Below are 13,077 nucleotides of genomic sequence, written 5' to 3' on the forward strand. Positions count from 1 at the left end.
CCTCCGCTGGCAAGCCAGCCCCTACATGGCCTTGCAGCCGCGGCCGATCAGGTCATTGGTGGCGACCCAGTAGACCAGGCCTTCCTCCCCCTTGACGTGAAACGCCAGCATGTCGTCGCTGTACAGCGAGCCCGAACCGCTGGGCTCAAGCTTCAGGCGGCGTACCTGGTCGTCGCCCCCCAGGCGCACGTCGACGGCCTTGCGGCTGTCGTCGGTGTAGCGCCAGAGCACCTGGGCCTGGCTGTCGCAGGTCCAGGTGGTCCAGTTGTCAGTGGTCGGCGACTTGAGCAGGTTCAGGTTGGCACAACCTGCCAACAAGCCCAGCATCGCCACGGCGATCAAACCTTTCATCAATGTTCCTCGGCGGGCGGCCAACAGGCCCCGGCGCGTTGCGTTAACCCATCTGACCCGTCAAGGGCAACCCTGTTCCCTGGCCTTTGACGGCGTCTCGTACTTCTCCAGGCCCTCAGGGCCCAGGCGCTTGTTAATCACCGGAGCCGTCTCGGCCTGCCAGTCAGCCTGGTAGCAGCCTTTCTGCACCTCGCCGGCATCCTCCGCAGGCGTTGCCTTGGGGGCACTGGAACAGCCCGCCAGCAACGCCACGGCGATCAACAGTGGCAACGTTTTGACCATCAGAACACTCCTTTGCCCGGCCAATCGAGGCCTCAGGCCTTGGCCCGGGCTTCCAGGACTTCAACCGCCGGCAGCACCTTGCCCTCGACGAACTCGAGGAAGGCGCCGCCACCGGTAGAAATGTAGGAGATCTGCTGGGCTACGCCATATTTGTCGATGGCTGCCAGGGTGTCGCCGCCGCCGGCGATGGAGAACGCAGCGCTGTCAGCGATGGCCTGGGCCAGGACCTTGGTGCCATTGCCGAACTGGTCGAATTCGAACACGCCCACCGGGCCGTTCCAGAGGATGGTCCTGGAGGATTTCAGCAGTTCGGCGAACTGCGCGGCAGTCTGCGGGCCGATGTCGAGAATCATGTCGTCATCGGCCACATCGGCGATCAGCTTGACGGTGGCCGCAGCGCTCTCGGCGAATTCCTTGGCCACCACCACGTCCACCGGCAGCGGTACGCTGACCTTGGCGGCGATGGCGCGAGCGGTGTCCAGCAGGTCCGGCTCGTACAGCGACTTGCCCACCGGATGCCCGGCAGCGGCGAGGAAGGTATTGGCGATGCCGCCACCGACGATCAACTGGTCGCAGATCTGGCTCAGGCTGTTGAGCACGTCCAGCTTGGTCGACACCTTGGAGCCGGCAACGATGGCCGCCATCGGCTTGGCCGGGTTGCCCAGGGCCTTGCCCAGCGCGTCCAGCTCAGCGGCCAGCAAAGGACCAGCAGCAGCCACTTTGGCGAACTTGGCCACGCCATGGGTCGAACCCTCGGCGCGGTGCGCGGTGCCGAAGGCGTCCATCACGAACACGTCGCACAGGGCAGCGTATTGCTGGGCCAGCTCGTCGGCGTTCTTTTTCTCGCCCTTGTTGAAGCGCACGTTCTCGAACAGCACGATGTCGCCGGCCTTGACCTCGACACCACCCAGGTAATCGGCCACCAGCGGTACTTCGCGACCCAGGGCGCGGCTCAGGTAGTCGGCCACCGGCTTGAGGCTGTTCTCGGCGGAAAACTCGCCTTCGGTCGGGCGGCCCAGGTGCGAGCAGACCATCACTGCCGCGCCTTTTTCCAGGGCCAGCTTGATGGTCGGCAGCGAAGCCAGGATTCGCGCATCGCTGGTGACAACACCGTCCTTGACTGGGACGTTGAGGTCTTCACGGATCAGCACGCGCTTACCTTGCAGATCGAGGTCGGTCATCTTCAACACGGTCATGGGTCGCAATTCCTGGGTTACTGTTCTTCAGAAACAGAGAGTTGAGTGTCAGTGCGTGGAGCGGCTGTGTGCAGGTAGTGCCCAGCTACGTCCAGCATTCGGTTGGCAAAGCCCCATTCGTTGTCGAACCAGGCCAGGATGTTCACCAGCCGGGGGCCGGAAACACGGGTCTGACTGGCATCGACGATCGCCGAATGGGGATCATGATTGAAATCACAGCTGGCATGCGGCAGCTCGGTGTAGGCCAGCAGGCCCTTGAGCGGACCGCTGGTGGCGGCCTCGCGCAGGATCCGGTTGACCTCGGTGGCGTCGGTATCGCTCACGGTCTGCATGGTGATGTCCAGGCAGGACACGTTCACCGTCGGCACCCGCACTGCTTTGGCCTGAATTCGCCCGGCAAGTTCCGGCAACAGGCGCTCGATACCCCGCGCCAGACCGGTGGACACCGGGATCACCGACTGGAAGGCCGAACGGGTACGCCGCAGGTCTTCATGGTGATAGGCGTCGATCACCGGCTGGTCGTTCATCGCCGAGTGAATGGTGGTGATCGATACGTACTCCAGGCCAATGGCCTGATCCAGCAGGCGCAACAGCGGCACGCCGCAGTTGGTGGTGCAGGAGGCGTTGGACACCAGCCGTTCGTCGCCGCTCAGGCAGTCCTGGTTCACCCCATAGACGATGGTGGCGTCGACATCCGCCTCGCTGGCCATCGGCTGGGAGAACAGCACCCGCGGCGCGCCGGCGTCGAGAAAACGCTGGCCGTCTTCGCGGGTGTGGTAGGCACCGGAGCATTCCAGCACCAGATCGACGCCCAGGGACGCCCAATCGATGCCTTCGGGGGTGGCACTGCGCAACACTTTCACGCAGTTGCCATTGATATGCAGACAATCGCCATCGACCTTCACCTCACCGGGAAAACGCCCGTGGGTGGAATCGAAGCGTGTCAGGTATTCAACGCTGGCCATGTCGGCCAGATCGTTGATGGCAACGATCTCGAACCCGGCCGCAGCCCCTCGCTCGAACAGAGCACGCAAGACGCAACGACCAATCCGGCCGTAGCCGTTGAGTGCAACTTTGTAGGGACGCGGTTGAGGCATGGGGTTCTCAATGACCGGTGGTGAAACCATCAGCTTCGTGCTGCCTGCGCCATCGTCATCGCGAGCAAGCTCGCCCCCACAAGGACGGTATACATCCCTGCAGGAGCGAGCTTGCTCGCGATTGCGTCAGTACAGACAACCCGGCTTCCGGGTTTAGTCTTCCAGCAACTCTTCGGCCTGGCCCAGGATGTTGTCCAGGGTGAAGCCGAACTCTTCGAACAGTGCCGAAGCCGGAGCCGATTCGCCGTAGGTGGTCATGCCGATCACCCGACCTTCCAGACCCACGTACTTGAACCAGAAGTCGGCATGAGCCGCTTCGATCGCGATACGTGCGCTGACCTGCAGCGGCAGAACCGATTGCTTGTAGCCAGCGTCCTGAGCATCGAACACGCTGGTGCAAGGCATGGAAACCACGCGCACCTTGCGGCCTTGCTCGGTCAGTTTGTCGTAGGCCTGAACGGCCAGGCCGACTTCCGAACCGGTGGAGATCAGGATCAGTTCAGGCTCGCCTGCGCAGTCCTTCAACACATAGCCACCGCGGCTGATGTCGGCGATCTGGCCGGCATCGCGGGTTTGGTGCTGCAGGTTCTGGCGCGAGAAGATCAGCGCCGAAGGGCCGTCTTTACGCTCCAGCGCGTTTTTCCAGGCCACCGCCGATTCAACGGCATCGGCCGGGCGCCAGGTGTCCAGGTTCGGCGTGGTACGCAGGCTGGTCAGTTGCTCGATCGGCTGGTGCGTCGGGCCGTCTTCGCCCAGGCCGATGGAGTCGTGGGTGTAGACATGGATCACACGCTTCTTCATCAGCGCCGACATGCGCACTGCGTTGCGGGCGTATTCCATGAACATCAGGAAGGTCGCGCCGTAAGGCACCAGGCCGCCGTGCAGGGCAACGCCGTTCATGATGGCGGTCATGCCGAACTCGCGCACGCCGTAGTACATGTAGTTGCCGCTGGCATCTTCAGCGCTGACACCCTTGCAACCTTTCCACAGGGTCAGGTTGGAACCGGCCAGGTCGGCCGACCCACCGAGCACTTCCGGCAGCAGGGGGCCGAAGGCATTCAGGGTGTTCTGGCTGGCCTTGCGGCTGGCGATGGTTTCGCCCTTGGCGGCCACTTCGGCGATGTAGGCGTCGGCCTTCTCGGCGAAGTCGGCAGGCAGGTCACCGCTCAGGCGACGTACCAGTTCGTTGGCTTCGGTTGGGAAGGCAGCGGAATAGGCCGCGAAACGCTGGTCCCACTCGGCTTCGGCAGCGCGACCTTTTTCCTTGGCATCCCACTCGGCATAAATGTCGGCCGGGATTTCGAACGGGCCGTAGTTCCAGTTCAGCGCCTGGCGGGTCAGGGCGATTTCCGCGTCGCCCAGTGGCGCGCCGTGGCAATCTTCCTTGCCCTGCTTGTTCGGCGAACCGAAACCGATGGTGGTCTTGCAGCAGATCAGGGTCGGCAGCGGGCTCTTGCGCGCGGTGTCGATGGCGGTCTTGATCTCTTCCGGATCGTGGCCGTCGACGTTGCGGATCACTTGCCAGTTATAGGCTTCGAAACGCTTGGGCGTGTCGTCGGTGAACCAGCCTTCGACTTCGCCGTCGATGGAGATGCCGTTGTCATCGTAGAAGGCGATCAGCTTGCCCAGGCCCAGGGTGCCTGCCAGGGAAGCGACTTCGTGGGAAATGCCTTCCATCATGCAGCCATCACCCAGGAACACGTAGGTGTGATGGTCGACGATGTTGTGGCCTGGACGGTTGAACTGCGCCGCCAGGACTTTCTCCGCCAGGGCAAAGCCCACAGCGTTGGCCAGGCCCTGGCCCAGCGGGCCGGTGGTGGTTTCCACGCCTGGGGTGTAACCGAACTCCGGGTGGCCCGGGGTGCGGCTGTGCAGTTGGCGGAAGTTCTTCAGGTCATCGATCGACAGGTCGTAGCCGGTCAGGTGCAGCAGCGAGTAGATCAACATCGAGCCGTGGCCATTGGACAGCACGAAGCGGTCGCGGTCGGCGAAGGATGGGTTGCTCGGGTTGTGCTTCAGGTAGTCACGCCAAAGTACTTCGGCGATATCCGCCATACCCATAGGGGCACCTGGATGGCCGCTGTTGGCTTTTTGCACGGCATCCATGCTGAGGGCACGAATGGCGTTGGCACGCTCACGACGGCTTGGCATCGCTGATCTCCTGGGGATTGAATAAAACGAAACGGAAAAAAGGCCTGCATTTTCCCTCAGGCGTCAGGCGGGGGCAATGACAGATAGTCACTCAGGCATGTTTTTCCCCTGTTGAAGACACAATCCATTGATGAAACCCCTTCGCCGCTCGTTGACTGTAGAAGCAGAGGCTCTGGAAAAGCCCCTGTAGACTCCAATATCAAAACTTTTTGATATTGGCCTTGCGAGCATTTGCGGGCATCTCTAGACTGCTGCCCCATGAACCTGCCCGCGCCTGCCATCAGCCATGACGATTGCGACGAACTGGCGGCCCTGTGCAAGGCCGGCGGCGACCCCCTGCGGCTGAATGTATTGCGCGCGCTGAGCAACGATTCGTTTGGTGTGCTGGAGCTGGCGCAGATCTTCGCCATCGGCCAGTCGGGCATGAGCCACCACCTGAAGGTCCTGGCCCAGGCCAGCCTGGTGGCAACCCGCCGTGAAGGCAATGCGATTTTCTATCGCCGCGCCCTGCCCCATACCGGGCTCCTGGGCGGCAAACTGCACGCAGCCTTGCTGGAAGAGGTCGACCAGCTGAACCTGCCGGGCGAGGTACAGGCCCGGATCAGCCTGGTGCACCGGCAGCGGGCTGCAGCCAGCCAGGACTTCTTTTCCCGGGTGGCGGAAAAATTCCGCGCCCAGCAGGACCTGATCGCAGGACTGCCCCAGTATCGCGACAGTGTGCTGGCGCTGCTGGACAAACTGAGTTTCGACCCAGTGGCCACGGCCATTGAAGTCGGCCCCGGCGACGGTGGATTTCTCCCCGAGCTGGCCCGACGCTTTGCCCGGGTTACCGCGCTGGACAACAGCCCGGCGATGCTGGAGCTGGCACGCCAGCTGTGCGAACGCGAAACATTGGCTAACGTCAGCCTGCAATTGGCCGATGCATTGAACGGTGTACAGCTGCAGGCCGATTGCGTGGTGCTGAACATGGTCCTGCACCATTTCGCCGCGCCGGCCGAGGCCCTCAAGCAGATGGCCCAATTGCTGCAACCAGGCGGCAGCCTGTTAGTGACAGACTTGTGCAGCCACAACCAGAGTTGGGCCAAAGAGGCTTGCGGCGATCTCTGGCTAGGGTTCGAACAAGATGATTTGGCCCGTTGGGCCACCGCTGCGGGACTGACTCCCGGGGAAAGCCTGTATGTAGGCTTACGTAATGGTTTCCAGATCCAGGTCCGCCATTTTCAGCGACCGGCTGGCGACACTCACCATCGGTAAATTTTAGGAAACCGTCGAGATGAGCGAATACTCCCTTTTCACCTCCGAGTCCGTGTCTGAAGGGCATCCGGATAAAATCGCTGACCAGATTTCCGATGCGGTGCTGGACGCCATCATTACCCAGGACAAGCACGCCCGCGTAGCGGTCGAGACCCTGGTCAAGACTGGCGTGGCCATTGTTGCCGGCGAAGTCACCACCAGTGCCTGGGTCGACCTGGAACAGATCGTTCGCGATGTGATCTGCGATATCGGCTACACCAGCTCCGACGTCGGCTTCGACGGCGCTACCTGCGGCGTGATGAACATCATTGGCAAGCAGTCCCCCGACATCAACCAGGGCGTCGACCGCGCCAAGCCGGAAGATCAGGGCGCTGGCGACCAGGGCCTGATGTTCGGCTACGCCAGCAACGAAACCGAGGTGCTGATGCCAGCGCCGATCACCTTCTCGCACCAACTGGTCCAGCGCCAGGCCGAAGCCCGCAAATCGGGCCTGCTGCCTTGGCTGCGCCCGGACGCCAAATCCCAGGTCACCTGCCGCTACGAAGGCGGCAAGGTGGTCGGTATCGATGCCGTGGTGCTGTCGACCCAGCACAACCCCGAGGTGTCCTACAACGACCTGCGCGAAGGCGTGATGGAGCTGATCGTCAAGCACGTGCTGCCTGCCGAGTTGCTGAGCAAGGACACCCAGTTCCACATCAACCCGACCGGCCAGTTCATCATCGGTGGCCCGGTGGGTGACTGCGGCCTGACCGGCCGCAAGATCATCGTCGACAGCTACGGCGGCATGGCCCGCCACGGCGGTGGCGCGTTCTCCGGCAAGGATCCATCCAAGGTCGACCGTTCCGCCGCTTACGCCGGTCGCTACGTGGCCAAGAACATCGTTGCCGCCGGCCTGGCCGAGCGCTGCGAGATCCAGGTGTCCTACGCCATCGGCGTGGCCCAACCGACCTCGATCTCGCTGAACACCTTCGGCACCGGCAAGATCAGCGACGACAAGATCATCAAGCTGGTACGCGAAGTGTTCGACCTGCGCCCCTACGCAATCACCACCATGCTCGACCTGCTGCACCCGATGTACCAGGAAACCGCCGCCTACGGTCACTTCGGCCGGGCTCCGCAAACCAAGACCGTGGGTGACGACACCTTCACCACCTTCACTTGGGAAAAGACCGACCGCGCCGACACCCTGCGCGCCGCTGCCGGCCTGTAAGCTTCACCTGGCAACATCCAAAGCCCCGCCCGGCTCGCCCGGCGGGGCTTTTTTGTCGCCTGAGGTTTCTAGCTCATCCCGCAAACCGCTGCAGGTACGGGGGCGAGCGAGCAAGGGCACAGGTGTTCCCTGACGGGGAAACACCTCGCAACCACCTTCGCCCCGGCCTTAAGCCAATCCCCTCTAGCCTTTAGCGCATGACCCACAGAGCAAGGATGCTCCCCATGCTGCCAAGAGCCGTTGTGCTGCTGAGCCTCACTCCATTCTTCGCCCAGGCCGCCTGCCCCGACTGGCCGGCTCCCCGTGCCACCGATGAAATCACCGCCCTGCAGCAGCAACTGCAGCGCTGGGATAGCAGCTACTACCGTGACGGCCGATCACTGGTGGCGGATGAGCTCTACGATCAGGCCCGCCAGCGCCTGCTCACCTGGCGCCAGTGCTTCCCCCAGGCTCCCCGGGCAATGGACCAGCCCCTGCTCGGCGCCGGGGGCAGCATCCGCCACCCCATCCCCCACACAGGAGTGGAAAAACTCGCCGATGCCAATGCCGTGACGGGGTGGCTCAAGGGCCGCGACGACATCTGGGCGCAACCCAAGGTCGACGGCGTAGCGGTGACCCTGATCTACCACCGGGGGCAGTTCCAGCAAGCACTCAGCCGTGGCGACGGCGTGCATGGCCATGACTGGACCCCTGCAGCCCGGCAAATCGAGGCCATACCCAAACGACTGCCACGGCCCGTCGACCTGTTGCTGCAAGGAGAGCTCTATCTGCGCCTGGAGCAGCATGTCCAGGCTCGCTCCGGCAGCCTCAAGGCGCGCAACCGGGTGGCAGGCTGGATGGCGCGCAAACAGCTGACGGCGGCGGAGGCGGCGCAGATCGGGCTGTTTGTCTGGGACTGGCCCCAGGGCCCGGCTACGTTGAGCGAACGCCTGGAACAACTGGCAGACCTTGGCTTTGCCGAACCCCGCGAGTACAGCCGGCCCGTAGGCGGCTTCGCCGAGGCACAACAGTGGCGGGCCCGCTGGTATCGCTCGCCACTGCCCTTTGCCAGTGACGGCATCATCCTGCGGCAAAGCCGGCGTCCCGCCGCCGAACGCTGGCAGGCCAGGGCCCCATACTGGATTGCCGCCTGGAAGTACCCCTACGCCCAGGTGCTGGCCAGCGTTCGTCAAGTCGATTTTCGTATCGGCCGCACGGGGCGCATCACGCCCCTGCTGGAGATCGAGCCGGTGACCCTGGACGATCGGCAGATCCGCCGTGTCAGTCTCGGCTCACTGCAACGCTGGCGATCCCTGGATATCGTTCCCGGCGATCAGGTAGCCATCAGTCTCGCCGGGTTGAGCATCCCGCGCCTGGATGAAGTGGTACTCAAAAGCACCCTGCGCCAGAGCATCCAGCCCCCGCGAGAAGCCGACTTTCACTTCCTGAGTTGCTGGCAGCCATCACCCGGCTGCGAGGAACAATTCCTGGCCCGACTGACCTGGCTCAGCAGCAAACAAGGCCTGAACCTGCAGAATATCGGCAGCCGGACCTGGGCCCGGCTGGTTGAAACAGGCCGTATCAAAGGCCTGCTGGATTGGCTGACCCTGGATCAGGCAGAGCTTGCTAACATTGCCGGCTTTGGTGATCGCAGCAGCAAGCGTTTGCTCGAGAGCCTGCACAGCGCCAGGCAACAGCCCTTCCCTCGCTGGCTCAAAGCCCTCGGCATCCCGCCCAGTGGCTCGGCCGACCTGAGCGGGCCATGGCAGGCCCTGGCCATGAAAAGCAGCCTGGACTGGCAGAATGAAGCCGGTATCGGAGCGGAGCGGGCCGCACAACTGGTGGCGTTTTTTCGCGCTCCAGAGGTCCTGGCCTTGCAAGGCGTCCTGAACAGCGCCGGTATCGAAGGTTTTTAGCCCGATGGCACGTGGAACCACCCAAGCCGGAATACGCTCCAACAGCCCATTCCCGGTACAACAGTCAGTATTTTTATTGGTTATTTCTTGATCTTTTTCACCTGGAGCCTTCAATGAAACTTTTTCCATCGCTCGCCACCCTGACCCTCTGCAGCCTGATGAGCGCGCCACTGCTGGCCGCCGAGCAGGCCCCCGAGTTGACCGGCTGCGCCGCCAAGCGCCAGGCCATCATGAACCAGATCGAACAGGCCAAGGCCCACGGCAACAGCAATCAGCAGGCCGGCCTGGAGCGCGCCCTGAGCGAAGTGACCGCCCACTGCACCGACGCCTCGCTGAAGAAAGAGCGGGAAAACAAAGTGCTTGAGGCCAAGCATGAGGTCAGCCGTCGCCAGGCCGACCTGGAAAAAGCCATGAAGAAAGGTGACTCGGAGAAGATCAACAAGCGCAAGGACAAGCTTGCCGAGTCCCGCAAGGAACTGCAGCAAGCCCTGGACGAACTGGACAAGTAAGCAACCTGATGCCGCAGCCCTGCTCAGCAGAGCCGCCAATCAGTGATTGCGGAACTCTTTGTGGCAGGCGCTGCAAGCATCCTCGACCTTCTGCACCGCCGGCCCCAGATTGCTGGCCTTGTAGGGCTGGACCTGGCTGATCGTCACCAGCTCACCGGTGGCGGCTTCCAGGGTGCGGGCCAACTCCTGGAAACGCGCCTGCTTGCGCCAGACGTCATCGGTGGCGCTGCTGTGATCCTCCTCCTTGACCTCGGGGAAGTGCTTCCACGGCTCATGGGACAGGCTGTCGAGTTTCACCGCGCCTTCGGCAAAGCGCGCGCCGTCGAAAGGAATCCGCCCACGCAGCATGCCCCCCAGGTCCTCGCCGGTCTTGAGCATCTGCTTGAAGATCGCCTTGCGCTGGCCCAGGGGAGAATTGGGATCGACACCGCCACAGGCGGAAAGCGTCAGGCAGGCCAGCAATACAACAGAAAGTCTTTTTAGCGTCATGGTGGCTTCAGGTCTGGTCACGGAAACGGCGGCCAGTATCCTCGCCTCCCCGGCAAAGACCAATAGCCCTATTAATAATATGGGTTGTCCCCCATCACCAATGCGGCGGGCAGCCTCTCAAGGAAATACAGCATGAACCCGAGCCCGCTCCGCTGGCCTCGCCATCTGCTCTGGGCCCTGCCGGCCCTGGCGCTGCTCGCTGGCTGCAACGGCGGCGACAATACCAAGCCAGCCCCCACCCACGCCCTGGCCACCTACAACAGCGCCACCTGGGACGCCCTGCCCAGCGTCGCCGACAACGACCTGCTGGCCGGTTTCGGCTCCTGGCGCAGCGCCTGCACCCGCCTCAAGGCCGACCCGGTGTGGGGCGCCACCTGCGCCGCAGCCGCGACGGTGCCACAAACCCCCGAGGCCATCCGCGGCTTTCTCAAGGAGCACCTGCAGGTCTACGGCCTGCGCTCGGGCAACGGCAGCAGTACCGGCCTGATCACCGGCTACTACGAGCCGGTCTATCCCGGCAGCCTGACCCAGACCCAGGTGGCCAATGTGCCGGTATACGGCGTGCCGGAGGACATGATCATCGTCGCCCTGGACAGCCTCTACCCGGAGCTCAAGGGCAAGCGCCTGCGTGGCCGGCTCGAAGGCCGGGTACTCAAGCCCTATGACGATGCGGCGACCATCGAAAGCAAGGGAACCAAGGCCCCGGTGATTGCCTGGCTGACCGACCCCATGGACCTGCAATTCCTGCAGATCCAGGGTTCCGGGCGAATCCAGCTGGATGACGGACGCCAATTGCGGATCGGCTATGCCGACCAGAACGGCCACCCCTACCGTCCCATCGGCCGCTGGCTAGTGGATCAGGGCGAGCTGAAGAAAGAGGACGTGACCATGGGCACCATTGCCGCCTGGGCCAAGGCCCACCCGGCACGGATTCCCGAGCTGCTGGGCAGCAACCCCAGCTACGTGTTCTTCAACCGCAACCCGGATAGCAATGAAGGCCCGCGGGGCTCGTTGAACGTACCGCTGACGTCAGGCTATAGCGTGGCCGTGGACCGCAAGGTGATCCCGCTGGGCAGCCTGCTGTGGTTGTCCACCACCCGCCCGGATGGCAGCAGCCTGGTACGGCCGGTAGCCGCCCAGGACACGGGCGGCGCAATCACCGGTGAGGTGCGCGCCGATCTGTTCTGGGGCACGGGAGATGCCGCGGGGCAGCTGGCCGGAGACATGAAGCAGCAGGGCCAGATCTGGATGCTCTGGCCCAAGGGCGTAGCGCTGCCCAAGGTGCCGGAAGTGCCCGATGCCCCTTGAGCCCCTGCGGGAGCCGGCTTGCCGGCTCCCGCAAAAGAGTGTCTCAGACTGAAACGAAGAAGAAACTGGCGATCAGGCCCATGCCCACGAACCACACCAGGGACCGCAGGATCGCCCAGTCCGCCAGGTAGCAGATCATGTACAGCAGGCGGCTGGTGATAAACAGCACCGCCAGCACGTTGATCGTCACCAACTCGGCGTTACCTGCTACATGGGCGATGATCACCGCCGCAGCGAATGCCGGGGTCACCTCGAAACCGTTGAGCTGCGCGTTGTGGGCACGCTTGGGCAAACCCTCCAGAGTACTCAGGAACGCCCGTGGGTCATGGTTGTAGCGAAGCCCGTATTTGCCGGCGCCCTTGGCGATGGCAGTACAGAGATAGGGCAGGATGATTGCAATCAACACACACCAGAAAGCGACAGTCATGGAGCAAATCCTTTTTTAGAGTTTTTAGGGAGCCTTCAGTACTTCATCACCAACATGCCAATCAGCACCAGTCCACAGGCTAAGAGCCGTGGCCGGCCGAAAGGTTCTTTCAGGTAGCGCATGCCGAACAGCACCACCAGGATCACACTGATTTCACGCAACGCAGCCGCTTCGGCGATCGATCCCAGTTGCATGGCCCAAAGCACCAGAGCGTAGCTGAACAACACGCAAAACCCGACGCTCAGCCCCAGGCGCCACTGCTCGCGCCAGAACAGGGCAAAGGCCGGGCGCTTCCAGAGCACCGCCACCAGCGGAAAGGGCCAGGCGCTGAGCAGCGTGACCCAGGTCAGATAATCCAGCGGGTGCGACCAGCGGCGCAGCGCCTGGCCGTCAATATAGGTGTAGCAACCGATGCACAGGCCGATCAGCGCCACCACCGGCAGCATCGACCAGGGCAACCGCGCCCCACCGCCGCCCTGCCAGAGCAGGCAGAGCATGCCGAAGGGAATCAGCAGAATGCCTAGGACCTGCTGAGTGCTCAGCGCCTCGCCGGCGAAGACCAGGGTCAACGCCAGCACCACCAATGGCGAAAGCCCGCGCATCAACGGGTACACCAGCCCGAGATCCCCCACGCGATAGGCCTGGATCAGCAGATAGCGATACAAGAGCTCGAAGGCCGCCGAGGCGATGATCCAGGGCCAGATCTCCAGTGGTGGGGATTCGAGAAAAAACAGCATGATGGCCACGAACAGCAGGGCCACGGTGTCCATGCAGGCCACCACCAGCAAGCGCTCGCCACTGAACTTGATCAGGGTGTTCCAGGCTGCGTGCAACAACGCTGCCACCAGAACCAGACTTGTCGCCAGCACCTTGCACTCCCTGGTTGCCTGAAAAAGCCGGATACCGCA

13 protein-coding genes are annotated in these 13,077 nt (G+C 63.1%); 5 read left to right on the forward strand and 8 right to left on the reverse strand.

What is annotated here, in order from left to right:
* Positions 1–21: 21 nt before the first annotated feature.
* From BLS75_RS22005 to tkt, 5 genes are all read right to left on the reverse strand, one after another.
* Positions 22–351 (reverse strand): MliC family protein, encoded by a 330-nt coding sequence (locus BLS75_RS22005; protein WP_011063956.1) that lies wholly within the window; start codon positions 349–351, stop codon positions 22–24.
* 60 nt (positions 352–411) lie between these two features.
* On the reverse strand, positions 412–633 hold the full coding sequence (locus BLS75_RS22010) for a hypothetical protein (protein WP_011063957.1): 222 nt from the start codon (positions 631–633) through the stop codon (positions 412–414).
* A gap of 32 nt (positions 634–665) precedes the next feature.
* Positions 666–1,829, reverse strand: a complete 1,164-nt coding sequence (locus BLS75_RS22015) for a phosphoglycerate kinase (RefSeq protein WP_011063958.1) — start codon at positions 1,827–1,829, stop codon at positions 666–668.
* Positions 1,830–1,846: 17 nt separating this feature from the next.
* Positions 1,847–2,926, reverse strand: coding sequence for an erythrose-4-phosphate dehydrogenase (gene epd / locus BLS75_RS22020; RefSeq protein ID WP_011063959.1), 1,080 nt, complete (start codon positions 2,924–2,926; stop codon positions 1,847–1,849).
* Between the two features lie 153 nt (positions 2,927–3,079).
* Complete coding sequence (tkt, locus tag BLS75_RS22025) at positions 3,080–5,077, reverse strand: transketolase (RefSeq protein WP_011063960.1); 1,998 nt, start codon at positions 5,075–5,077, stop codon at positions 3,080–3,082.
* A gap of 258 nt (positions 5,078–5,335) precedes the next feature.
* Between tkt and BLS75_RS22030 the strand changes: the two genes are divergently transcribed.
* The 4 genes from BLS75_RS22030 (at position 5,336) to BLS75_RS22045 (ending at position 9,945) form a co-directional block, all read left to right on the forward strand.
* The gene (locus BLS75_RS22030) at positions 5,336–6,331 is read left to right on the forward strand and encodes an ArsR/SmtB family transcription factor (RefSeq protein WP_011063961.1); all 996 of its coding nucleotides are present in this window, start codon (positions 5,336–5,338) and stop codon (positions 6,329–6,331) included.
* A gap of 19 nt (positions 6,332–6,350) precedes the next feature.
* Positions 6,351–7,541, forward strand: a complete 1,191-nt coding sequence (metK, locus tag BLS75_RS22035; RefSeq protein WP_047289677.1) for a methionine adenosyltransferase — start codon at positions 6,351–6,353, stop codon at positions 7,539–7,541.
* Between the two features lie 224 nt (positions 7,542–7,765).
* Positions 7,766–9,436 (forward strand): NAD-dependent DNA ligase LigB, encoded by a 1,671-nt coding sequence (gene ligB, locus BLS75_RS22040; protein WP_072451785.1) that lies wholly within the window; start codon positions 7,766–7,768, stop codon positions 9,434–9,436.
* Positions 9,437–9,549: 113 nt separating this feature from the next.
* Complete coding sequence (locus tag BLS75_RS22045; protein ID WP_011063964.1) at positions 9,550–9,945, forward strand: DUF1090 domain-containing protein; 396 nt, start codon at positions 9,550–9,552, stop codon at positions 9,943–9,945.
* A 39-nt stretch (positions 9,946–9,984) separates the two neighbouring features.
* Here the strand turns inward: BLS75_RS22045 and BLS75_RS22050 are convergent, their stop codons facing one another.
* Entirely contained in the window at positions 9,985–10,434 is a 450-nt protein-coding gene (locus BLS75_RS22050; RefSeq protein ID WP_011063965.1) for a c-type cytochrome, read from the reverse strand.
* A gap of 132 nt (positions 10,435–10,566) precedes the next feature.
* On the opposite strand from BLS75_RS22050, the gene BLS75_RS22055 reads away from it, so the two are divergent.
* Positions 10,567–11,742: a murein transglycosylase A gene (locus BLS75_RS22055; RefSeq protein ID WP_072451786.1), complete on the forward strand. Its 1,176-nt coding sequence runs from the start codon at positions 10,567–10,569 to the stop codon at positions 11,740–11,742.
* Positions 11,743–11,785: 43 nt separating this feature from the next.
* On the opposite strand, the gene BLS75_RS22060 is transcribed toward BLS75_RS22055, so the two are convergent.
* Both BLS75_RS22060 and BLS75_RS22065 read right to left on the reverse strand, forming a co-directional pair.
* The gene (locus tag BLS75_RS22060; RefSeq protein WP_011063967.1) at positions 11,786–12,169 is read right to left on the reverse strand and encodes an MAPEG family protein; all 384 of its coding nucleotides are present in this window, start codon (positions 12,167–12,169) and stop codon (positions 11,786–11,788) included.
* Between the two features lie 35 nt (positions 12,170–12,204).
* Positions 12,205–13,038, reverse strand: coding sequence for an EamA family transporter (locus tag BLS75_RS22065; RefSeq protein ID WP_072451787.1), 834 nt, complete (start codon positions 13,036–13,038; stop codon positions 12,205–12,207).
* Positions 13,039–13,077: the final 39 nt, after the last annotated feature.

The sequence above is a fragment of the Pseudomonas sp. NFPP12 genome, assembly GCF_900103205.1.
In the GTDB taxonomy this organism is placed as follows: Bacteria; Pseudomonadota; Gammaproteobacteria; order Pseudomonadales; family Pseudomonadaceae; genus Aquipseudomonas; species Aquipseudomonas protegens.